We start from the raw sequence: 21,071 nt of genomic DNA on the forward strand, positions 1-21,071 counted from the left end.
CACGCAGCCCGCCGACCTTGCTCAGCCAGGCATCCGCCGCGCCCCCGGAGAAAGATGTCGTGCTCAGGGCCGCTCTCCGCGCTTGACCTGCGGCTTGGGCAGCCGGAGGCGACGCATCTGGAGGGTACGCATCAGTGCGTAGGCGACCGCGCCCTTCTTGGGCAGGTCGGGGAAGCGGGTGGCGAACTGCTTCCTCAGGCGGATCGCGATGAGGATCGAGTCGATCACGATCATCACGATGACGACCAGCCACAGCAGCAGCGCGATGTTCTGGAGCGAGCCGACCCGCACCATGCTCAGGACGAGGATGACCACGGCCATGGGCAGGAAGAACTCGGCGACGCAGAATCGCGAGTCGACGAAGTCGCGGGCGAACCGGCGGACCTGGCCCTTGTCGCGGGCGGGCAGATAGCGCTCGTCCCCGCTGGCCAGCGCCTGGCGCTGCTTCTCCATCTGGGCACGGCGGTCGTCGCGCTGCCGCTTGGCCGCCTCCTTGCGCGTCGTCGGCGTCTGGGCGACGCTGCGACGCTGGCTCTGGGCCTCACTGCGCTTGGGCGTGGGGCGGCCCTTGGGGGCCTGCGGATCACGGGTCTCTTTGGAGAGGGTCACCTGCGCCTTGTCGGCGGGGGCCTTCTCTTCCTTCGCACGGCTTCGGAACACAAAGCCCAAGGGTACGGGGTCGGCGGGCATGGACGTCGGCCGAGTGGGGAACGATCCGGCAACACCGCGCGTCTGTAGTGGGACACAGGGGTTCGGCTGCCGGGTGGACCCCGGGTGTCACCTACTCCCTACGCCGGAGCGGTGACGACAGCAGTCGTCCTTGGGGATGAGCGCATCCGTCCCCGAACAGTGCGGTAATGGATGCGGGGCCCGTACTGTGGGTCCTGTTGCAGTACCTGGAGCTGGAGTCCGTCAGAAGGGGGCGCGCGAAGCCCATGAGCGGTGTCATGAAGCGTATGGGGATGATCTTCCGCGCGAAGGCGAACAAGGCCCTTGACCGGGCCGAGGACCCGCGCGAAACCCTCGATTACTCGTACCAGAAGCAGCTGGAGCTGCTCCAGAAGGTCCGCCGCGGTGTCGCCGACGTGGCGACCAGCCGCAAGCGCCTCGAGCTGCAGCTGAACCAGCTCCAGAACCAGTCCTCCAAGCTGGAGGACCAGGGCCGCAAGGCCCTCGCGCTCGGCCGTGAGGACCTGGCCCGTGAGGCGCTGTCGCGCCGCGCGGCACTCCAGCAGCAGGTCACCGACCTGGAGACGCAGCACAGGACCCTCCAGGGCGAGGAGGAGAAGCTCACCCTCGCGGCGCAGCGCCTCCAGGCCAAGGTCGACGCCTTCCGTACGAAGAAGGAGACGATCAAGGCGACCTACACGGCGGCCCAGGCACAGACCCGGATCGGGGAGGCCTTCTCGGGCATCTCCGAGGAGATGGGCGATGTGGGGCTTGCCATCCAGCGTGCCGAGGACAAGACCGCGCAGCTCCAGGCACGGGCCGGCGCGATCGACGAGCTGCTCGCCTCCGGAGCGCTCGACGACCAGTCCGGGCTGGCCAAGGACGACATCCAGAGCGAGCTGGACCGGCTCTCCGGTGGTACGGATGTGGAGCTGGAGCTGCAGCGCATGAAGGCGGAGCTGGCCGGCGGCTCCTCGTCGCAGCAGCAGGCGCTCGAGGGCGGCGCGGGTCAGTCCCGGACGCAGTCCCAGGACACACCGCGCTTCGACAAGCAGTGATCGACCGGGTCCACGCCTGAGGAGGGCGACATGATCGTACGGATCATGGGGGAGGGACAGGTGAGGCTGGACGACGGCCACCTCACCGAGCTGAACAAGCTGGACGCCGAGCTGCTCGCCGAGATGGAACGCGGCGACGAGTCCGGCTTCCGGCGCACGCTGGGAGGCCTCCTGGACGCGGTGCGCCGCGCCGGGACCCCTCTCCCGGACGACTCCCTGGAGCCGTCCGAGCTCATCCTCCCCTCCCCGGACGCCACGCTCGAAGAGGTCAGGGAGATGCTGAGCGACGACGGCCTGATCCCCGGCTGAGCCCACCTCCCGCCCGGCGGATCCGCGACTCTCCGACCCGGCCCACAGTGTCCGGTCCGGTCCGGTCCGGTCCAGGATTTCGTCCCAGCCCACGGCTTCCGTCCCGGCCCACGGTCTCCCGCCCCGGCGCGGGCTCCGGCCCACGACCGGGCGAGGGCGACACCCCCGCCCGCCCGGACCGCAGGGCCCCACACTCCCCACCTCGGCGTACGCGGCCCCGGCCTCCGCCGGGCCCCGGCCTCGTCGCTCCCGCCCCGGCGGCGAGCCGTACCCGGACCCGTACCGTGCGGGTCTCCCCCCGGCAGGGACCCGTACCGTTGTGCGGGTGAGCACCCTGGAGCGCACGAGGGACTGGCTGCGGGCCCACCCCCTCGCCCTGGACGCCGCCCTCGCCGCAGGCGTCCTCGTCTGCATGGTGGCCGGCTCCTTCGTCGACCCGCACGGCGCCGACGGCACGACCTGGGGCGTCCGCACCCCGGACGTCCTCGGCCTCGCGCTGATGGTCCTCGCCGCCACGGCCCTGGTCTTCCGCCGCCGCGCCCCGATGACGGTCCTCGCGGCGACCGTCGCCGTCTCCCTGGTGGAACTGGTGACCGGCGACCCCCGGGCCCCCGTGTCGATGTCCGCCGTCGTCGCCCTCTACACCGTGGCCTCGTCCACCGACCGCCCCACGACCTGGCGGGTCGGCCTCGTCACCATGACCGTCCTGACGGCGGTCGCGATGCTCGCCGGGCCGCTGCCCTGGTACGCCCAGGAGAACCTCGGCGTCTTCGCCTGGACCGGCATGGCCGCGGCGGCGGGCGACGCCGTCCGCAGTCGGCGGGCCTTCGTGGACGCGATCAGGGAACGCGCGGAACGGGCCGAACGCACCCGCGAGGAGGAGGCCCGCCGCCGGGTCGCCGAGGAGCGGCTGCGTATCGCCCGCGACCTGCATGACGTCGTCGCCCACCACATCGCCCTCGTCAACGTCCAGGCCGGAGTCGCCTCCCACGTGATGGACAAGCGCCCCGACCAGGCCAAGGAGGCGCTCGCCCACGTACGGGAGGCCAGCCGGTCCGCGCTGAACGAACTGCGCGCCACCGTGGGGCTGCTGCGCCAGTCCGGCGACCCCGAGGCCCCGACCGAACCGGCCCCCGGACTGGCCAGGCTCGACGAGCTCGCCGACACCTTCCGCAACGCGGGACTCCCCGTGGAGGTGGCCCGCTCCGACCACGGTACGGTCCTGCCCGCGGCCGTCGACCTCGCCGCGTACCGCGTGATCCAGGAGGCCCTCACCAATGTGCGCAAGCACGCCGGTGCCGGGGCCAAGGCCGAGGTCAGCGTGGTCCGCGTCGGGCCGAACGTGGAGGTGACCGTCCTCGACAGCGGGCCCGGCCAGGAAGCGGTCCACCAGGAGGGCGGCGGGCACGGGCTGCTCGGCATGCGCGAGCGGGTCACCGCGATCGGCGGGAGCTGCACGGCCGGTCCCCGATACGGAGGCGGCTTCCGCGTCCATGCCATCCTTCCGGTCAAGAACCGCCTTCCGGCGAAGAACCACGCGCCTGCCCTGGGGGACCCCGTATGACCATCCGTGTCGTGCTCGCGGACGACCAGGCCCTGCTGCGCAGCGCGTTCCGTGTGCTGGTCGACTCGGAGCCGGACATGGAGGTCGTGGGGGAGGCGTCCAACGGCGCGGAGGCGGTGGCCGTCGCCCGGGACGAGCGGGCCGACGTGGTGCTCATGGACATCCGGATGCCCGGGACCGACGGCCTCGCCGCCACCCGGCTGATCACCGCAGACCCCGGCCTCGCGCACGTACGGGTCGTGATGCTGACGACCTTCGAGGTCGACGAGTACGTGGTGCAGTCGCTGCGGGCCGGCGCCTCCGGGTTCCTCGGCAAGGGCGCCGAACCCGACGAACTGCTGAGCGCCATCCGGATCGCCGCCGGCGGGGAGGCACTGCTGTCCCCGGCCGCGACCAAGGGACTGATCGCCAGGTTCCTCGCCCAGGGCGACGGCCCGGACGGCGGGCCCGGTCCCGTAGGGTCCGACCGGCTGGGCGCGCTCACCGGGCGCGAGCGCGAGGTACTCGTCCAGGTCGCCGGAGGCCACTCCAACGACGATATCGCCGAACGCCTCGAAGTGAGCCCGCTCACGGTGAAGACCCATGTCAATCGGGCCATGGCCAAACTCGGCGCCCGCGACCGGGCCCAGCTGGTGGTCATCGCGTACGAGACCGGCCTGGTACGTCCGAGGGTGGACTGAGCGTCACTTGCGCGTACTGCGCCTGGAGTAGGTTCCCGGTGGGGAAATGGACCCAGGGGCTACCGATCGGTGCCCGTTCATGGCCCAAGGTGTGACGTGGGGCGTCCCCATGGTCCCCGGCCTTCCGCTCGAACCACAGAAGAGAGAACCCACACCCATGTCCTGGCTGTCAAAATTCAGCCTCGCGCAGCGGGCCCTCATAGGGCTGATGTCGATCATCGCGCTCGTCTTCGGGGCGATAGCGATTCCGCAGCTCAAGCAGCAGCTGCTGCCCAGCATCGAACTTCCCTTGGTGTCCGTGCTCGCGCCGTACCAGGGTGCGTCTCCCGATGTGGTCGAGAAGCAGGTCGTCGAGCCCCTCGAGGACAACCTCGAAGCCGTCGACGGCATCACCGGTGTCACCTCCACCGCCAGCGAGGGCAACGCCGTGATCATGGCGTCCTTCGAGTACGGCAACGACACCAAGCAGCTCGTCGCCGACGTCCAGCAGGCCGTCAACCGGGCCCGTGCCCAGCTTCCGGACGACGTCGACCCGCAGGTCATCGCCGGTTCGACCGACGACATCCCGACCGTGGTGCTCGCCGTCACCTCCGGTGAGGACCAGCAGGCCCTGGCCGACCGGCTCGACCGCACGGTCGTCCCCGCCCTCGAGAGTGTCGACGGCGTCGGCCGGGTCACGGTCACCGGTGTGCGGGACCTCCAGGTCACCGTCACGCCCGACGACAAGAAGCTGGCGAAGGCCGGCCTCACCACGGCCGCCCTCGGCCAGGCGCTCCAGGCGGGCGGGGCGACCGTCCCGGCCGGCTCCTTCGACGAGAACGGCAGCAACCGCACCGTCCGCGTCGGTGGCGGCTTCACCTCGCTGGACCAGATCAAGGACCTCATGGTCACGGGGCAGCCCGGCAAGAAGCCGGTGCGCCTCGCGTCCGTCGCCACGGTCGAGCAGCAGCAGGCCAAGGCCGACTCGATCACGCGCACCGACGGCCGCCCGAGCCTCGCCGTGGCCGTCACCATGGACCACGACGGCAGCGCCGTCGCCATCTCCGACGACGTCAAGGACAAGCTGCCCGGGCTCCGCAAGGACCTGGGCGCGGGCGCGGAGATCACGGTCGTCAGCGACCAGGGCCCGGCGGTCTCGAAGTCCATCCACGGACTGACCGTCGAAGGCGCCCTCGGTCTGCTCTTCGCGGTCCTGGTCATCCTGGTCTTCCTTGCGTCGGTCCGTTCGACGCTGGTCACCGCGGTGTCCATCCCGCTGTCCGTGGTGCTGGCCCTGGTCGTGCTCTGGACCCGCGACCTGTCGCTGAACATGCTGACCCTCGGCGCGCTCACCATCGCGATCGGCCGGGTCGTCGACGACTCGATCGTCGTCCTGGAGAACATCAAGCGGCACCTCGGGTACGGCGAGGAGCGCGAGGAGGCGATCCTCACCGCGGTCCGCGAGGTGGCCGGCGCGGTCACCTCCTCGACCCTCACCACGGTCGCCGTCTTCCTGCCGATCGGTCTGACCGGCGGCATGGTCGGCGAACTCTTCGGCTCCTTCAGCCTGACGGTCACGGCGGCGCTCCTCGCGTCCCTGCTCGTCTCGCTGACGGTCGTCCCGGTGCTCTCGTTCTGGTTCCTGCGTGCCCCCAAGGGCACCCCGGCGGACGCCGCCGAGGCCCGCCGCCTGGCCGAGGAGAAGGAGGAGAACAGCCGCCTTCAGCGCTTCTACGTTCCCGTCCTGCGCTTCGCGACCCGTCGCCGGCTCACCAGCGTGCTGATCGCCGTCGCGGTGCTCTTCGGCACGTTCGGCATGGCCCCGCTGCTGAAGACGAACTTCTTCGACCAGGGCGAGCAGGAAGTCCTCACCGTCAAGCAGGCGTTGAAGCCGGGCGCCAGCCTGGCGGCGACCGACGAGCAGGCGAAGAAGATCGAGAAGCTCCTCGACGGCGTCAAGGGCGTCAAGGACTACCAGGTCACCATCGGCTCCTCCGGTTTCCTGGCCGCCTTCGGCGGCGGTACGGACACCAACCAGGCGTCGTACCAGGTCATGCTGGAGGACTCCGCGTCCTCCAAGGACGTCCAGGACCGCATCGCGAAGGGGCTCGGCGAGCTCTCCGGTGCCGGCACCGTCACGGTCGCGGCCGGAGACGGCTTCGGCAGCCAGGACCTCAAGGTCGTCGTGAAGGCGGCCGACGAGGACGTGCTGCGCAAGGCGGCGGGCGAGGTCCGCGAGGAGGTCGCGAAGCTCGACGACGTCACCGACGTCACGAGCGACCTGTCCCAGAGCGTTCCGCGCGTCTCGGTCAAGGCCAACTCCAAGGCGGCGGCGGCCGGTTTCAACGACGCCACGCTCGGCGCGGCCGTCGCCCAGGCGGTACGCGGTACGACCAGCGGCAAGGCGATCCTGGGTGACACCGAGCGGGACATCGTCATCAGGTCCGCCGAGCCGGCCACCACGCTGGCGGAACTGCGCGGGCTGCGGCTCGGCGCGGTGAAGCTCGGTGACATCGCCGACGTGAAGGTCGTCGACGGTCCGGTCGCGATGACCCGGATCGACGGCCAGCGGGCGGCCACGATCACGGCCAAGCCGACCGGCGACAACACCGGCGCGGTCAGCAACGCCCTCACGGCGAAGCTCAAGGAGCTGAAGCTGCCGGCCGGCGCCACGGCGTCGATCGGTGGTGTCTCGCAGGACCAGGACGACGCGAACTCCTCGCTGGCCCTCGCGATGCTGGCGGCGATCGCGATCGTCTTCCTGCTGCTGGTGGCGACCTTCCGTTCGCTGGTCCAGCCGCTGATCCTGCTCGTGTCGATCCCGTTCGCGGCGACCGGCGCGATCGGTCTGCTCGTCGCCACGGGCACCCCGATGGGTGTCCCCGCGATGATCGGCATGCTGATGCTCATCGGCATCGTGGTGACGAACGCGATCGTGCTGATCGACCTCGTCAACCAGTACCGCGCGCAGGGTTACGGCGTGGTCGAGGCCGTGGTCGAGGGCGGCCGTCACCGGCTCCGCCCGATCCTGATGACGGCACTGGCGACGATCTTCGCCCTGCTGCCGATGGCCCTGGGCGTGACCGGCGAGGGCGGCTTCATCGCGCAGCCGCTCGCGGTGGTCGTGATCGGCGGTCTCATCACGTCGACGCTGCTCACGCTGCTGCTCGTTCCGACGCTCTACGCGATGGTCGAGCTGGGCAAGGAGCGCCGGGCGAAGAAGCGGGCCGCGAAGCGCACGGCGAAGCAGGACGCGGTGCGGTCGGCGCGGGAGGCCGAATCCGGCGAGAGCGCCGTGGACGACGGCGACAAGTCCCCGGAGCCGGCCGGAGTCTGATCCGGTTCCGGAAAAGGGGCCCCCGTCCCGGCGTTCACACGCCGGGACGGGGGCCCCTTCGTTCTCGGGCTCGAAGTCCCGGCCGTGGCTCCGGAGTCCGTGGCTCCGGGGTCCGGAGCCACGGCCGGACCCGGGCGCTACGGCAGCGCCAGCATCCGCTCCAGCGCGAGCTTGGCGAACGCCTCGGTCTCCTTGTCGACCTCGATGCGGTTGACGAGGTTGCCCTCGGCCAGGGACTCCAGGGTCCAGACCAGGTGCGGCAGGTCGATGCGGTTCATCGTCGAGCAGAAGCAGACCGTCTTGTCGAGGAAGACGATCTCCTTGCCCTCGGGCGCGAAGCGGTTCGCGAGACGCCGTACGAGGTTCAGCTCCGTGCCGATCGCCCACTTGGAGCCGGCCGGGGCGGCCTCCAGGGCCTTGATGATGTACTCGGTGGAGCCGACGTAGTCCGCCGCGGCGACGACCTCGTGCTTGCACTCGGGGTGCACGAGGACGTTGACGCCCGGGATGCGCTCGCGCACGTCGTTCACCGAGTCCACGCTGAAACGGCCGTGCACCGAGCAGTGGCCGCGCCACAGGATCATCTTGGCGTTGCGCAGCTCCTCCACGGTCAGCCCGCCGTTGGGCTTGTGCGGGTTGTAGAGCACGCAGTCGTCCAGGGACATGCCCAGGTCGCGGACGGCGGTGTTGCGGCCGAGGTGCTGGTCGGGCAGGAACAGCACCTGGGAGCCCTGCTCGAAGGCCCACTCCAGGGCGCGCTGGGCGTTCGACGACGTGCAGATCGTGCCGCCGTGCTTGCCGGTGAACGCCTTGATGTCGGCGGAGGAGTTCATGTACGAGACGGGCACGACCCGGTCGGCCACGCCGGCCTCGGTCAGCACGTCCCAGCACTCGGCGACCTGCTCGGCGGTGGCCATGTCGGCCATCGAGCAGCCCGCGGCGAGGTCCGGCAGGACGACCTTCTGGGCGTCGCCGGTGAGGATGTCCGCGGACTCCGCCATGAAGTGCACACCGCAGAAGACGATGTACTCGGCCTCCGGACGGGCCGCCGCGTCGCGGGCCAGCTTGAAGGAGTCGCCCGTGACGTCCGCGAACTGGATGACCTCGTCGCGCTGGTAGTGGTGGCCGAGCACGAAGACCTTGTCGCCGAGCTTCTCCTTGGCCGCGCGTGCGCGCTCGACCAGGTCCGGGTCGGACGGCGAGGGCAGGTCGCCGGGGCACTCGACGCCCCGCTCGCTCCTCGGGTCGGCCTGGCGGCCGAGCAGCAGGAGGGCGAGGGGCGTCGGCTGTACGTCGAGCTCCTGGGTCTGGGCGGTGGTCACGACACGCACCCTTTCTGTTCCGCGGCTCGCCGGACCCCTGGGTAACGGGTCCGGCGGAACGATGCCTTTTCGTCGAATTGACGTTATCTATCATAACCGCTTCACGTCATGTTGACGATGGCCATAGCGTCCATGTGACGTGAATCCCGGTCGCCTCTGCGGCAGGTGACACCCGGGTGACCGTGGGGTTGTCCACAGGCCGGTGTTCGTGCGCGGGCGCATGTGCGAGCATGAAGAGAGAAGCCAAAGACATGAGCTCGGCCCGGAATGAATCCGCGGCCCCGCCGGTTGCAACCGTCGGCAAGCAGTCTCCGTACAACCCGGGAGAGAAGCAGATGTCCGTATCGGACGAGACCACCACCGTGAACGACGGCATCCAGCTGTCCGACTCCGCCGCGGCCAAGGTCAAGGCCCTGCTCGACCAGGAAGGCCGCGAGGACCTGGCGCTGCGCGTCGCCGTTCAGCCCGGCGGCTGCTCAGGCCTGCGTTACCAGCTCTTCTTCGACGAGCGTTCGCTCGACGGCGACGTCGTCAAGGACTTCGACGGTGTGAAGGTTGTCACCGACCGCATGAGCGCCCCGTACCTGGGCGGCGCCTCGATCGACTTCGTGGACACGATCGAGAAGCAGGGCTTCACGATCGACAACCCGAACGCGACGGGCTCCTGCGCCTGCGGCGACTCCTTCAGCTAGATCCGGGACCGGCGGGGCCGGGCGCTGCCCGGTCCGCTTCGGCCGGCCCCGACTGCCACTGAGCCGAGCCCGCGGCTCACGGCTCCGGCTGAACGCGCACGCCGAGTACGCACGAAGGCGGCGCCCCCTGTGAAGGGGGCGCCGCCTTCGCGTGTCCGCGACCGGGGGCGCCGTCACGGTCGTCACGGCACCTTCCCCCCGCCACCTCCTGCGGGCGGCGACGGCGGGAGGGTGACGACAGGGCCTAGCGGGACCCGTCCGGCGTCGCGTCGGGTGTCAGCTCGGTCAGGGCGCTCAGGCCCTCCTGGATCGCCTCACCGTCCTGCCCCACGACCTTCCGGCCGTCGAGCGGACGGTCCAGGTGCACGGTCCTCTCGTAGAGCTTGGCCATCAGGATGCAGACCTTCTGCTTCCAGGGCTTTGTCGTGATGGTCACGGTCACCTTCCCGGCGCTCTCGCTCGCCGAGGCCGAGTAGTCCGCGCACACCCCGCCGACGAAGGAGACCTTCAGGTCCTTCCCGTCGGCGGTGTAGGTCATCACCTGGACGCCCTTGGTGGCGCCGGACCCGGAGGGCTCGACCGCGGGTGCGGTCGGCGTCGGGGTCGGCTGCGCCGAAGGGGCCGTCGAGGCCAGGAACTTCGGGTCGACCGCGGGATGCGTCACGGTGTAGGTGTCGTCCGCGCCCGGCTCCCGTACCTCGAACAGCCAGGACGGCACGAGCGCCTGCCGCCCGTCCGCGCGGTGCGCCACCAGGCCGAAGGTGGCCTTCTCGACGGTCGACGGCTCCTTGGGTCCGGGCGCCGTGGTCGGGTGCTCGCACGGCGCCTCGTCCCGGTCCTTCAGCGGTACGGGGCTGGCGCAGCCGCCGATGCCCATGCGCCCGCCGTCGGAGACGGACGCCGACCCGTTCATCCGGTCCAGCGTCTGCCGCGCGCCGATCACGGGGTACGTCTCCCCCCGCACCGGGACCTTCAACTGCCCGCTGCCGCCCAGGAGACGACCGTCGGCGCCGATCCGCAGGCCGGTCGTCCACCCGTAGGTGGGCAGTCCGTCCACCACCGGGTCGGCGTTCACCACCCGCACGTCGTTCATGAGCTGACTCGCGTCCACCTTGGCGTCGTCCTGGCCGGCGGCCTTCAGCACGGGTGCCGCCGCCTTCCTGGCCGCCGCCTCGCTCACCGGGTCCGCGAGTGTCCCGCCCGAGAAGCTGAAGCCGGACGCCCCGCACGCCTTGCCCTTGACGCAGTTGTCGGACCCCGGGACCGAGGCACTGAACGTCCAGGTCCCCGGTGCGTCCGCGTTCACCCGCAGGTTGGGCTCGGAGCCGTCCTTGACGGCGCCGACCGTCCAGGCGTCCCCGGTCAGTCGGGGGGTGCCCGCCAGGTGCAGGGCCTTCGCCAGCCGGGCCACCTCGGCCCGGGTCACCCTGCCCTCGGCCCACTGGACGTGCGCCGAGTCCGGTCCCGCGGGGAGTTCGCCGTCCGCCCGGTAGGTCGTGCCGTAGGGGTCGGGTTCGCCGGGCGCGATGCCGACCGCGCCACCGGTGGACCCCGCGCCCGCGGTGCTCTCGGAGTAGCCGTCGAGGGCGAGCACCGGGGGAGTGCCTTCGGCGCCGGGCGTACCGGAACGGCCGCCGCCGGACGCGTTCGTCGCGACGAACGCCCCGCCGCCTCCGACGAGCAGCACCGCGGCGACCACCGAGGCGACGACCGCCGGGGTACCCCGCCGCCGTACCCCACCGGGAGCGGAGTCCACGACGGGCTCGTGGACGGTGACCGCGTCGGGCTCCACGAAGGGCTCGTCGACGGTGACCGCGTCGGTGGCCGCGACGGGTTCCGTTGCGCGACCCTCGGACCGCGTTCCGGCGGGATCCTGGGACCGGCTCTCGCCCGGACCCTCGGACCGTGCCCCGCGCGGCCCCTCGGACGGTCCTTCGGACGGCGTCCCGGCCGCTGTTTCCAGGGGTTCCGCGGCCTCGCCCGCGGCCGTCTCCCCGGCCGAGCCCCCGGACCCCGCATCGACCGGACCCTCGGACCGGGTCCCGTCCGCGCCGTCCGGGGATTCCTCGGCGTCGCCTCCGGCAACGGCCTCGGCCGTCTCGTCGGCCCGAATCCCGGCCGACGCCTCGGCGGTTTCCTGCCCCGGGCTTGGGGCGGGATCGTCGGCCGCGTTCCCGACGGGACCGGGCTCCTCGGACCGCTCCGGGGCGGCGGTCTCGTCCCGCCCGTCGCCCGCGTCCTCGGCGGGACCCGGGACGGGACCCCCGGCGGGGCCGTCCCCGGCGCGCTCGGCCGCGCCCTCGACGGGGCCCTCGGCATGACCCTCGACGGGTTCGGGCGCGTCGTTGTCGGGTCGCTCGGTGCTCACCGCATCGCTCCTTCGGCTCCACTGCTGTCCCATGACCCGGCCCTGTCAATAAACAGGTCCTCCAGGGTCGTACGGCGCCTCCCCTGTACGGGGGACAGCGATGGGACGCAGCGGGGGAGCGCACGGTTCCCCGCGGGCGCTCTTTCCTCCTCACCCGTTCGGCGCCGCCGGACCCTCACCCGTACGGCGGCACCGCTCTGACCGGGGTCCGTCAGTCGCCGTAGTCGGACATCGCGTCCAGCAGTCGCGCGGAGGCGGGCGGAACGGTCACCCCGTGGATGAGCGAGGGGGAGACGGAGAGAGGGGAGACCGGTGCGGGAGCCGACCAGTGGCCGGACATCCGGGCGCAGTCGCCGCGCAGCGACGCCAGGTCGCCTTCCAGGTCGCCGACCGGGCCGAGCGGAGCGGTGCCGTGGACCTTGAGGTTCGTCATACCGGAACCGTATGCACCGTTGCCTCCACGAAGAAAGATCTACTATCGGGTAGTTTTGGGCGCTTCAGAGCCGGGGGCCGACCCGGTAGCGTTAACTGTCAATCCCCCTCGCCCGCAGGAGCGTGTCCCAGCCGTGCGTATCGCAGTCACCGGCTCCATCGCCACCGACCACCTCATGACCTTCCCCGGCCGTTTCGCCGACCAGCTGGTCGCCGATCAGCTGCACACGGTCTCCCTCTCCTTCCTGGTCGACAACCTCGACGTCCGCCGGGGTGGGGTCGGCGCGAACATCGCGTTCGGCATGGGCCAGCTCGGCACCGGTCCGATCCTGGTCGGAGCCGCCGGCTCCGACTTCGAGGACTACCGCGCCTGGCTCGACCGGCACGGTGTCGACACCCACTCCGTCCGCATCTCCGAGGTGCTGCACACCGCGCGTTTCGTGTGCACCACGGACGCCGACCACAACCAGATCGGCTCCTTCTACACGGGAGCGATGAGCGAGGCCCGCCTCATCGAGCTCAAGGCCGTCGCCGACCGGGTCGGCGGCCTCGACCTCGTGCTCATCGGCGCGGACGACCCCGAGGGGATGCTCCGCCACACCGAGGAGTGCCGCTCCCGGGCGATCCCCTTCGCCGCCGACTTCTCCCAGCAGATCGCCCGCATGAACGGCGACGAGATCCGGATACTGCTGGACGGCGCGACGTACCTCTTCTCCAACGAGTACGAGAAGGGGCTCATCGAGTCCAAGACGGGCTGGAGCGACGAGGAGATCCTCTCCAAGGTCGGCCACCGGGTGACCACCCTCGGCTCGCGCGGTGTCCGCATCGAGCGGGCCGGCGAGGACCCGATCGAGGTCGGCTGCCCGGAGGAGGAGCTCAAGGCGGACCCGACGGGCGTCGGCGACGCGTTCCGCGCCGGCTTCCTCTCCGGTCTCGCCTGGGGCGTCTCCCACGAGCGCGCCGCCCAGGTCGGCTGCATGCTCGCCACCCTGGTGATCGAGACGGTCGGCACCCAGGAGTACCAGTTGCGCCGCGCCCACTTCATGGACCGCTTCACCAAGGCGTACGGCCACGACGCCGCCGCCGAGGTCAGGGCCCACCTCTCCTGACACCCCTCCGGCGCGCCCGGGCGGAGGCGGACTCCCGCCTCCGCCCGGGCGCGAGCCGAAGCCGGGCCCGTCGGACCGGGTCAGGTCCCCGGCAGGATCCCCGGCCGGGTTCTAGGACAGTCGGCGCACCACGTAGGCCGAGCCCTGGTCGGCCGGTTCCTCACCGACGAACTCCTGGCCCCGCATCTCGCACCACGCGGGGATGTCGAGGCGGGCGGCCTCGTCGTCGGACAGGACCCGGACGGTGCCGCCGACCGGCACGTCCCCGATGACCTTGGCCAGCTCGATGACCGGGATCGGGCAGCGCCTGCCCAGCGCGTCGACCACCAGCGAGTCGGCGGAGGCGGGCGCCCTCGTCGCGGCGCCCGGCGCGCCCAGCCGCTCGCGGACCCCGGAGACCACACCCGGGAGGACCGACAGGAAGCGGTCGACGTCCTCCGCCGCGGTGCCGGGCGGCAGCGACACCCGCACATTGCCCTCGCTCAGCACGCCCATGGCCTTCAGGACATGACTGGGGGTGAGGGTGCTGCTCGTGCAGGACGAGCCCGAGGAGACCGAGAAGTCCGCCCGGTCCAGTTCGTGCAGCAGGGTCTCTCCGTCGACATAGAGACAGGAGAAGGTGACGATCCCCGGAAGCCGGTGGACCGCGTCGCCGACCACCTCGACGTCCGGCACGATCGCGGGCACCCGCGCGCGGATCCGCTCCGTCAGTCCGCGCAGCCGTACCGCCTCCTCCTCGGCCTCCGCGCGGACGGCCCGCAGCGACGCCGCCGCCGCCACGATCGCCGGGATGTTCTCGAACCCCGGCGCGCGCCCCGACTCCCGCTCGTCCGCGGGTCCTTGGGGAGCGAACCGCACCCCCTTGCGTACGGCGAGGAGCCCGACGCCCGAAGGGCCGCCCCATTTGTGGGCACTTGCGGTCAACAGGGACCAGCCGCCCGGCACTCGCCCCCAGGCCAGCGACTGCGCCGCGTCCACCAGGAGGGGAACCTCCGACTCCTGGCACATCTGTGCCACCTCGGCCACCGGCTGTTCCGTGCCCACCTCGTGGTTGGCGGACTGGAGGCAGGCCAGCGCGGTGTCGGGGCGCAGGGCCTCGGCGTAAGAGGAAGGGGACACCCGGCCCCCGCGGTCGACCTCGATCAGGGTCACCGAGCCGCCCGCCGCCTCGTGGGCGTCCGCCGAATGGAGCACCGACGAGTGTTCGACGGATGACACGATCAGGTGGCGTCCGACGCGCCGTCGGCCCGCCAGGGCGCCCTCGATCCCGGCGTGGACGGCGCGGGTTCCGGAGGTGGTGAAGGCCAGCTCGTCGGGGCGGCAGCCGACCGCGTCGGCCGCGGCCTCGCGCGCCGCGTCGAGGAGCAACCGGGCCCGCCGGCCCTCCCGGTAGAGGCGGGCGGGATCGGCCCACCCCTCATCGAGCGAGGCCTGGAGGGCCTGTCGGGCGACGGGGTGCAGCGGAGCCGCGGACGCGGCGTCGAAGTAGGACACGCCACCACGCTAGTCCGTGCTCCCAAGGGGGCGTCAGAAGCCATCCGGACCGGGGCATTCCAGGAGTCCCTAGGGTGCCTTCCAGGCGAAACGGCACTCCTTCGGGGAGTAGGGCGGCGCGTTGGGCACCCTCCCCGCGCGACCCCAAATAGCGTCCAGTAGGGTTTGGTCCGCATAAACATCCAAACCCCTGCCCGACGCAGGGCGGCGACCGACCAGCGAGAAGGCCGCAGCCAACAGCGCGGGCGAGACTCTCGGGAAGGCGCTACGTGAGTCCCAACGGCTCCGACCGCTCGCCGCGGCGCCCGATGCGGCGGAAGCTGCTGCAGGCAATGACTGCGGGCCTGGTCCTGGCGACAGCCACTGGTTGCTCGTACAACTGGGAAGACTTCCCCCGCCTTGGTATGCCCACCCCGGTCACGGAGGAGGCTCCGCGGATCCTCTCCCTCTGGCAGGGCTCGTGGGCGGCCGCGCTCGCCACGGGCGTGCTGGTCTGGGGCCTGATCCTGTGGAGCGTCTTCTTCCACCGGCGCAGCAAGACCAAGGTCGAAGTTCCTCCGCAGACCCGGTACAACATGCCCATCGAGGCGCTGTACACGGTGGTCCCGCTCATCATCGTCTCGGTGCTGTTCTACTTCACCGCCCGTGACGAGACGAAGCTCCTCAGCCTCAAGCCGAAGCCCGACGTCACGGTCAACGTGGTGGGCTTCCAGTGGAGCTGGGGCTTCAACTACGTCGCGGACGTCCCCGGTTCCTCCGGGAACGCCAAGACGGACCCGAACCTGGCCGCCATTCCGGACCGGTTCAAGGCCGACTTCCCGGCGAACGCCGGCGGTGTCTACGACGTCGGTACCCCCGGTACGAAGAACCCGCAGACGGGCAACCCCGGTCCGACCCTCTGGCTCCCCAAGGGCAAGACGGTCCGCTTCGTCCTCACTTCGCGTGACGTCATCCACTCCTTCTGGGTGGTGCCGTTCCTCATGAAGCAGGACGTCATCCCGGGGCACACCAACTCGTTCCAGGTGACCCCGAACCGCGAGGGCACCTTCATGGGCAAGTGCGCCGAGCTGTGCGGCGTCGACCACTCCCGGATGCTCTTCAACGTGAAGGTCGTCTCCCCCGAGCGCTACGAGGCCCACCTCAAGGAGCTCGCGGCGAAGGGGCAGACCGGTTACGTCCCGGCCGGCATTGAGCAGACGGGCCACGAGAAGAACCGGGAGACGAACAACCTGTGAGCATCCTCAACGAACCCCAGGGTGCCGCCGCCGAAGACTCGTACGAGAACGAGCTGCCGGTCCGGCGCAAGCAGCCCGGCAGCGTCGTGATCAAGTGGCTCACCACCACGGACCACAAGACGATCGGCACGCTGTATCTGGTGACGTCGTTCGCGTTCTTCTGCATCGGTGGCGTCATGGCGCTGCTCATGCGCGCCGAGCTGGCGCGTCCCGGGCTGCAGATCATGTCGAACGAGCAGTTCAACCAGGCGTTCACGATGCACGGCACGATCATGCTGCTGATGTTCGCGACGCCGCTGTTCGCCGGTTTCACGAACTGGATCATGCCGCTGCAGATCGGCGCGCCCGACGTGGCGTTCCCGCGGCTGAACATGTTCGCCTACTGGCTCTACCTGTTCGGCTCGACGCTCGCCGTCGGCGGCTTCCTCACCCCGCAGGGTGCGGCCGACTTCGGCTGGTTCGCCTACAGCCCGCTGTCGGACGCGGTCCGCTCGCCGGGCATCGGCGCCGACATGTGGATCATGGGTCTGGCCTTCTCCGGCTTCGGCACCATCCTCGGCGCGGTCAACTTCATCACCACGATCATCTGCATGCGCGCTCCCGGCATGACGATGTTCCGCATGCCGATCTTCGTCTGGAACGTCCTGCTCACCGCGGTCCTGGTGCTGCTGGCCTTCCCCGTCCTCGCGGCGGCGCTGTTCGCCCTGGAGGCGGACCGTAAATTCGGTGCGCACGTGTTCGACCCAGCCAACGGCGGGGCCCTGCTGTGGCAACACCTCTTCTGGTTCTTCGGCCATCCAGAGGTGTACATCATCGCGCTGCCGTTCTTCGGAATCATCTCCGAGGTCATCCCGGTGTTCTCGCGTAAGCCGATGTTCGGCTACATGGGCCTGATCGGCGCGACCATCGCGATCGCCGGTCTGTCCGTGACCGTGTGGGCGCACCACATGTACGTCACCGGTGGCGTTCTGCTCCCGTTCTTCTCCTTCATGACGTTCCTCATCGCCGTACCGACCGGCGTGAAGTTCTTCAACTGGATCGGAACGATGTGGAAGGGCTCGCTGTCCTTCGAGACACCGATGCTCTGGGCCGTCGGCTTCCTCATCACCTTCACCTTCGGTGGTCTGACCGGCGTCATCCTGGCCTCGCCGCCGATGGACTTCCACGTGTCCGACTCGTACTTCGTGGTGGCGCACTTCCACTACGTGGTGTTCGGCACCGTGGTGTTCGCGATGTTCTCCGGCTTCCACTTCTGGTGGCCGAAGATGACCGGCAAGATGCTCGACGAGCGTCTCGGCAAGATCACCTTCTGGACGCTGTTCGTGGGCTTCCACGGCACGTTCCTGGTGCAGCACTGGCTGGGTGCCGAGGGCATGCCGCGTCGCTACGCGGACTACCTCGCCGCCGACGGCTTCACCGCGCTGAACACGATCTCGACGATCAGCTCGTTCCTGCTCGGCCTGTCGATCCTGCCGTTCCTCTACAACGTGTGGAAGACGGCCAAGTACGGCAAGAAGGTCGAGGTCGACGACCCGTGGGGTTACGGCCGTTCGCTGGAGTGGGCCACCTCGTGCCCGCCGCCGCGGCACAACTTCCTCACGCTGCCGCGGATCCGCAGTGAATCCCCGGCGTTCGACCTGCACCACCCGGAGATCGCAGCTCTCGACCAGCTCGAGGCCGCCGGTCACGGGTCGGCGTCCCTGGCTGGTGGCAAGGAGGCCGGCAAGTGAAGGTCCAAGGCAAGATGTTCATCTGGCTGGCCGTCTTCATCCTCGTCATGGGGATCGTCTACGGCGTGTGGTCCAAGGAGCCGGCCGGTACCACGGCCCTCTTCATGGGCTTCGGCCTCAGCATGATGATCGGCTACTACCTGGCCTTCACGGCCCGGCGGGTCGACCAGCTCGCGCAGGACGACAAGGAGGCCGACGTCGCGGACGAGGCCGGCGAAGTGGGCTTCTTCAGCCCGCACAGCTGGCAGCCGCTCGCGCTCGGCGTCGGTGGCGCGCTCGCCTTCACGGCGGTCGTCTTCGGCTGGTGGCTGCTGTACTTCTCGGCCCCGCTCATCATGCTCGGCCTGTGGGGCTGGGTCTTCGAGTACTACCACGGTGAGAACCGCACCCAGTAGCACGCGCTGACCGCCAGGGAGCCCGGACACTCCGTCAGGAGTGTCCGGGCTCCCTCGTTCGCCGCGACTTCTGTCCCTCGGTCGGCTCACCCGGCGCGCCGTGCTTGACGAGCCTTCATAGCGTGGACTCATGAACCACTCACCGCGAATCCGCACGGTCGTCAGCTGCACCACGCTGGTGGTCGCCCTCGGTGCGGGCGCCACCGCCTGTGGCTCCGACGGCCACCCGCTCTCGGCGAAGCCGTACGACGCGGCGGGACAGATCTCGTTCAAGGGTCCCGCCGAGGGCAGCGGGAAGTCCGCCAAGGCCGACCCCGACAAGCCCCTGGAAATCACCTCCGAGAGTGACGACGGGCGCATCACCGACGTGACCGCCACGGACGCCTCAGGACGCTACGTCGCGGGCGAACTGGCCGCCGACGGCAGCCGGTGGCACAGCACGTCGCCGCTCGCCGCGGGCGCCCACTACACGGTGCGCGTGAGCACCGAGGACGAGGACGGCACGCCCGGCCGCAAGGTCATCAGCTTCGACACCAGCACGCCGAAGACCAAGAAGCTGCTGAGCGTCGAGTTCGGCCCCAAAGCGGGCAAGTACGGAGTCGGCCAGCCGATAACCGCCGAACTGAGCGTTCCCGTCAAGGACAAGGCGGCCCGCGCGGTCGTCGAGCGTTCCCTCAGGGTCGACTCCACCCCCGCGGTGGACGGCACGTGGCACTGGGTCGACGACAAGACGCTGCACTACCGCCCCAAGGAGTACTGGCCCACCCACGCCACCATCACGGCGCACAGCAACCTCGCCGGCGTCAGGATCGGCGAGCGGCTGTGGGGCGGCAACGCCAAGACGGTGAAGATCACCACGGGCGACCGCCTGATCGCGCTGACCGACGCCGCCACGCACTCCATGACGGTCTACCGCAACGGCCAGGAGATCAAGAAGATCCCGGTCACCACCGGCAAACCGGGCTTCGACACGCGCAACGGTGTCAAGGTCGTGCTGGGCAAGGAGTACTTCGTACAGATGCGCGGCACCAGCATCGGTATCGCGGAAGGCAGTTCGGACTCCTACGACCTGCCCGTGTACTACGCGACGAGGGTCACCTGGAGCGGTGAGTACGTGCACGCCGCGCCCTGGTCGACCGGCTCCCAGGGGTACGCGAACGTCAGCCACGGCTGCACGGGCATGAGCACGGGCAACGCCGAGTGGTTCTTCGACACCTTCAACGAGGGCGACATCGTCAAGGTCGTCAACTCCGACGGCAAGACGATGGACGCGTTCGGCAACGGCTTCGGAGACTGGAACCTGGGCTGGAAGAACTGGCGCGCCGGCAGTGCCCTGGTGGCCGGTTCCCCGGACGCCCCGAGCCCGGCCCAGCGCGCGAGGCTGCGCCCCCAGAGTGTGTGAGACCGCGCCCCTCACGGGGCGCGGGTCCTCAGGCGCTCAGAAGGTTCTTGCGACGCAGCAGAGCGGCCAGCGAGGCGGCGAACTCCACCGGGTCGACCGGCAGGGTCACCGCGGCGTCCGCGCGGCTCCAGGTGGCCAGCCAGGCGTCCTGCGGGCGGGCGATGAGGACCAGCGCGGGCGGGCAGCCGAAGATCTCGTCCTTGATCTGCCGGCACACGCCCATGCCGCCCAGGGGCGCCGCCTCGCCGTCCAGGACGCAGACGTCGATGCCGCCCTTGTCGAGCTCCTTGATGACGGCGGCCGGCGTCGCGCACTCGACGAACTCGACGAGCGGGACGTCGGGGGCGGGCCTGCGCCCGGTGGCGAGCCGCACCTGTGCGCGGGTGTTGGAGTCGTCGCTGTAGACCAGCACCGTGGCGGTCGGCTGCATTCTTCCTCCGAGACGTCAGCGTCGTACGGACATCATGCCGTCGGGCTGATCGAACCCGGCCCGATGCGCGGATGCTACTCCCTCGAACGCCTCGTCAGTACCGGTTCGGACAGGGCTTCGATGGGCCATACGGGCTGGACACACCCCATCAACACCCCGAACGGCACCCCCCGGCGTGAGGGCGGGATAAGCGACCGACATAATGTCGGTCGTGGCGACAGCAACGACAGTAGAAACAGGGCACGCGCACCCCTCGGTCAATCGGCCGAACCTCGTCAGCGTCGGAACCATCATCTGGTTGAGTTCCGAGCTGATGTTCTTCGCGGCCCTCTTCGCGATGTACTTCACCCTGCGATCGGTGACCGGGCCGGATCACTGGAAGGAAATGGCGTCCAGCCTGAACCTTCCGTTCTCGGCGACGAACACCACGATCCTGGTGCTCTCCTCCCTGACCTGTCAGCTCGGCGTGTTCGCCGCCGAGCGCGGGGACGTGAAGAAGCTCCGGATGTGGTTCATCGTCACCTTCGTCATGGGTGCGATCTTCATCGGCGGTCAGGTCTTCGAGTACACCGAACTGGTCAAGAAGGACGGGCTCTCGCTCTCCTCCGACCCGTACGGCTCGGTGTTCTACCTGACCACCGGCTTCCACGGACTGCATGTGACGGGCGGACTCATCGCCTTCCTGCTGGTCCTGGGTCGCACCTATGCGGCTCGGCGGTTCACTCACGAGCAGGCGACCGCCGCCATCGTCGTGTCCTACTACTGGCACTTCGTCGATGTCGTCTGGATCGGCCTTTTCGCCACGATCTACCTGATCAAGTAATCGGGCGCACCGCCCGAACATCCAGAAGCACCGACGCAGAAGA

General features: G+C 70.1%; 18 protein-coding genes. 12 read left to right on the forward strand and 6 right to left on the reverse strand.

The genetic code is table 11. The features are described 5' to 3' along the window. Positions 1 to 63: 63 nt before the first annotated feature. Entirely contained in the window at positions 64 to 690 is a 627-nt protein-coding gene (locus ACFYW7_RS04315; protein WP_389497648.1) for a DUF3043 domain-containing protein, read from the reverse strand. Between the two features lie 245 nt (positions 691 to 935). On the opposite strand from ACFYW7_RS04315, the gene ACFYW7_RS04320 reads away from it, so the two are divergent. The 5 genes from ACFYW7_RS04320 (at position 936) to ACFYW7_RS04340 (ending at position 7,596) form a co-directional block, all read left to right on the forward strand. After that, positions 936 to 1,727 (forward strand): PspA/IM30 family protein, encoded by a 792-nt coding sequence (locus ACFYW7_RS04320; protein ID WP_389498571.1) that lies wholly within the window; start codon positions 936 to 938, stop codon positions 1,725 to 1,727. Between the two features lie 30 nt (positions 1,728 to 1,757). Further along, entirely contained in the window at positions 1,758 to 2,036 is a 279-nt protein-coding gene (locus ACFYW7_RS04325) for a hypothetical protein (RefSeq protein WP_389497650.1), read from the forward strand. A gap of 325 nt (positions 2,037 to 2,361) precedes the next feature. Beyond that, positions 2,362 to 3,600: a sensor histidine kinase gene (locus tag ACFYW7_RS04330; RefSeq protein ID WP_389497652.1), complete on the forward strand. Its 1,239-nt coding sequence runs from the start codon at positions 2,362 to 2,364 to the stop codon at positions 3,598 to 3,600. Continuing rightward, entirely contained in the window at positions 3,597 to 4,280 is a 684-nt protein-coding gene (locus tag ACFYW7_RS04335) for a response regulator (RefSeq protein WP_389497654.1), read from the forward strand. Before ACFYW7_RS04330 ends, ACFYW7_RS04335 begins: the two co-directional genes overlap by 4 nt. A gap of 157 nt (positions 4,281 to 4,437) precedes the next feature. Beyond that, the gene (locus ACFYW7_RS04340) at positions 4,438 to 7,596 is read left to right on the forward strand and encodes an efflux RND transporter permease subunit (RefSeq protein WP_389497656.1); all 3,159 of its coding nucleotides are present in this window, start codon (positions 4,438 to 4,440) and stop codon (positions 7,594 to 7,596) included. Positions 7,597 to 7,733: 137 nt separating this feature from the next. On the opposite strand, the gene nadA is transcribed toward ACFYW7_RS04340, so the two are convergent. Beyond that, positions 7,734 to 8,918 carry a quinolinate synthase NadA gene (gene nadA, locus ACFYW7_RS04345; RefSeq protein ID WP_389497658.1) on the reverse strand — a complete coding sequence of 395 codons (1,185 nt, stop codon included), beginning with the start codon at positions 8,916 to 8,918 and terminating at the stop codon, positions 7,734 to 7,736. Positions 8,919 to 9,253: 335 nt separating this feature from the next. Between nadA and erpA the strand changes: the two genes are divergently transcribed. Then, positions 9,254 to 9,610, forward strand: a complete 357-nt coding sequence (erpA, locus tag ACFYW7_RS04350) for an iron-sulfur cluster insertion protein ErpA (protein WP_389497660.1) — start codon at positions 9,254 to 9,256, stop codon at positions 9,608 to 9,610. Between the two features lie 244 nt (positions 9,611 to 9,854). Here the strand turns inward: erpA and ACFYW7_RS04355 are convergent, their stop codons facing one another. Both ACFYW7_RS04355 and ACFYW7_RS04360 read right to left on the reverse strand, forming a co-directional pair. Then, the gene (locus tag ACFYW7_RS04355; protein WP_389497662.1) at positions 9,855 to 11,978 is read right to left on the reverse strand and encodes a hypothetical protein; all 2,124 of its coding nucleotides are present in this window, start codon (positions 11,976 to 11,978) and stop codon (positions 9,855 to 9,857) included. A gap of 211 nt (positions 11,979 to 12,189) precedes the next feature. Continuing rightward, positions 12,190 to 12,411: a hypothetical protein gene (locus ACFYW7_RS04360; protein ID WP_389497664.1), complete on the reverse strand. Its 222-nt coding sequence runs from the start codon at positions 12,409 to 12,411 to the stop codon at positions 12,190 to 12,192. Positions 12,412 to 12,544: 133 nt separating this feature from the next. Between ACFYW7_RS04360 and ACFYW7_RS04365 the strand changes: the two genes are divergently transcribed. Further along, entirely contained in the window at positions 12,545 to 13,519 is a 975-nt protein-coding gene (locus ACFYW7_RS04365) for a carbohydrate kinase family protein (RefSeq protein WP_389497666.1), read from the forward strand. Positions 13,520 to 13,630: 111 nt separating this feature from the next. Here ACFYW7_RS04365 and ACFYW7_RS04370 read toward each other — a convergent pair whose 3' ends face one another. Beyond that, on the reverse strand, positions 13,631 to 15,013 hold the full coding sequence (locus ACFYW7_RS04370) for a cysteine desulfurase/sulfurtransferase TusA family protein (RefSeq protein ID WP_389497668.1): 1,383 nt from the start codon (positions 15,011 to 15,013) through the stop codon (positions 13,631 to 13,633). Between the two features lie 269 nt (positions 15,014 to 15,282). Between ACFYW7_RS04370 and coxB the strand changes: the two genes are divergently transcribed. The 4 genes from coxB (at position 15,283) to ACFYW7_RS04390 (ending at position 19,775) form a co-directional block, all read left to right on the forward strand. After that, positions 15,283 to 16,248, forward strand: coding sequence for a cytochrome c oxidase subunit II (coxB, locus tag ACFYW7_RS04375; protein WP_389497671.1), 966 nt, complete (start codon positions 15,283 to 15,285; stop codon positions 16,246 to 16,248). Further along, complete coding sequence (gene ctaD, locus ACFYW7_RS04380; RefSeq protein ID WP_389497673.1) at positions 16,245 to 17,978, forward strand: cytochrome c oxidase subunit I; 1,734 nt, start codon at positions 16,245 to 16,247, stop codon at positions 17,976 to 17,978. The genes coxB and ctaD overlap by 4 nt, the downstream gene beginning before the upstream one ends. Next, on the forward strand, positions 17,975 to 18,373 hold the full coding sequence (locus ACFYW7_RS04385) for a cytochrome c oxidase subunit 4 (RefSeq protein ID WP_389497675.1): 399 nt from the start codon (positions 17,975 to 17,977) through the stop codon (positions 18,371 to 18,373). Before ctaD ends, ACFYW7_RS04385 begins: the two co-directional genes overlap by 4 nt. A gap of 130 nt (positions 18,374 to 18,503) precedes the next feature. After that, positions 18,504 to 19,775, forward strand: a complete 1,272-nt coding sequence (locus ACFYW7_RS04390; RefSeq protein ID WP_389497677.1) for an Ig-like domain-containing protein — start codon at positions 18,504 to 18,506, stop codon at positions 19,773 to 19,775. A 28-nt stretch (positions 19,776 to 19,803) separates the two neighbouring features. On the opposite strand, the gene ACFYW7_RS04395 is transcribed toward ACFYW7_RS04390, so the two are convergent. Continuing rightward, positions 19,804 to 20,205 (reverse strand): hypothetical protein, encoded by a 402-nt coding sequence (locus ACFYW7_RS04395; protein WP_389497679.1) that lies wholly within the window; start codon positions 20,203 to 20,205, stop codon positions 19,804 to 19,806. A 202-nt stretch (positions 20,206 to 20,407) separates the two neighbouring features. Here ACFYW7_RS04395 and ACFYW7_RS04400 point away from each other — a divergent pair, with 202 nt between their 5' ends. Further along, positions 20,408 to 21,028: a heme-copper oxidase subunit III gene (locus tag ACFYW7_RS04400; RefSeq protein ID WP_389497681.1), complete on the forward strand. Its 621-nt coding sequence runs from the start codon at positions 20,408 to 20,410 to the stop codon at positions 21,026 to 21,028. Positions 21,029 to 21,071 lie beyond the last annotated feature (43 nt).

It is taken from the genome of Streptomyces sp. NPDC002580 (genome assembly GCF_042889485.1).
Lineage (GTDB): Bacteria > Actinomycetota > Actinomycetes > Streptomycetales > Streptomycetaceae > Streptomyces.

Bases quoted from the DNA above. Each gene is read 5' to 3' on its own strand.
- ACFYW7_RS04315 (WP_389497648.1), bottom strand. From the start codon at position 690: ATGCCCGCCGACCCCGTACCCTTGGGCTTTGTGTTCCGAAGCCGTGCG.
- ACFYW7_RS04320 (WP_389498571.1), top strand. From the start codon at position 936: ATGAGCGGTGTCATGAAGCGTATGGGGATGATCTTCCGCGCGAAGGCG.
- ACFYW7_RS04325 (WP_389497650.1), top strand. From the start codon at position 1,758: ATGATCGTACGGATCATGGGGGAGGGACAGGTGAGGCTGGACGACGGC.
- ACFYW7_RS04335 (WP_389497654.1), top strand. From the start codon at position 3,597: ATGACCATCCGTGTCGTGCTCGCGGACGACCAGGCCCTGCTGCGCAGC.
- ACFYW7_RS04340 (WP_389497656.1), top strand. From the start codon at position 4,438: ATGTCCTGGCTGTCAAAATTCAGCCTCGCGCAGCGGGCCCTCATAGGG.
- erpA (WP_389497660.1), top strand. From the start codon at position 9,254: ATGTCCGTATCGGACGAGACCACCACCGTGAACGACGGCATCCAGCTG.
- ACFYW7_RS04360 (WP_389497664.1), bottom strand. From the start codon at position 12,411: ATGACGAACCTCAAGGTCCACGGCACCGCTCCGCTCGGCCCGGTCGGC.
- ACFYW7_RS04390 (WP_389497677.1), top strand. From the start codon at position 18,504: ATGAACCACTCACCGCGAATCCGCACGGTCGTCAGCTGCACCACGCTG.
- ACFYW7_RS04395 (WP_389497679.1), bottom strand. From the start codon at position 20,205: ATGCAGCCGACCGCCACGGTGCTGGTCTACAGCGACGACTCCAACACC.
- ACFYW7_RS04400 (WP_389497681.1), top strand. From the start codon at position 20,408: ATGTCGGTCGTGGCGACAGCAACGACAGTAGAAACAGGGCACGCGCAC.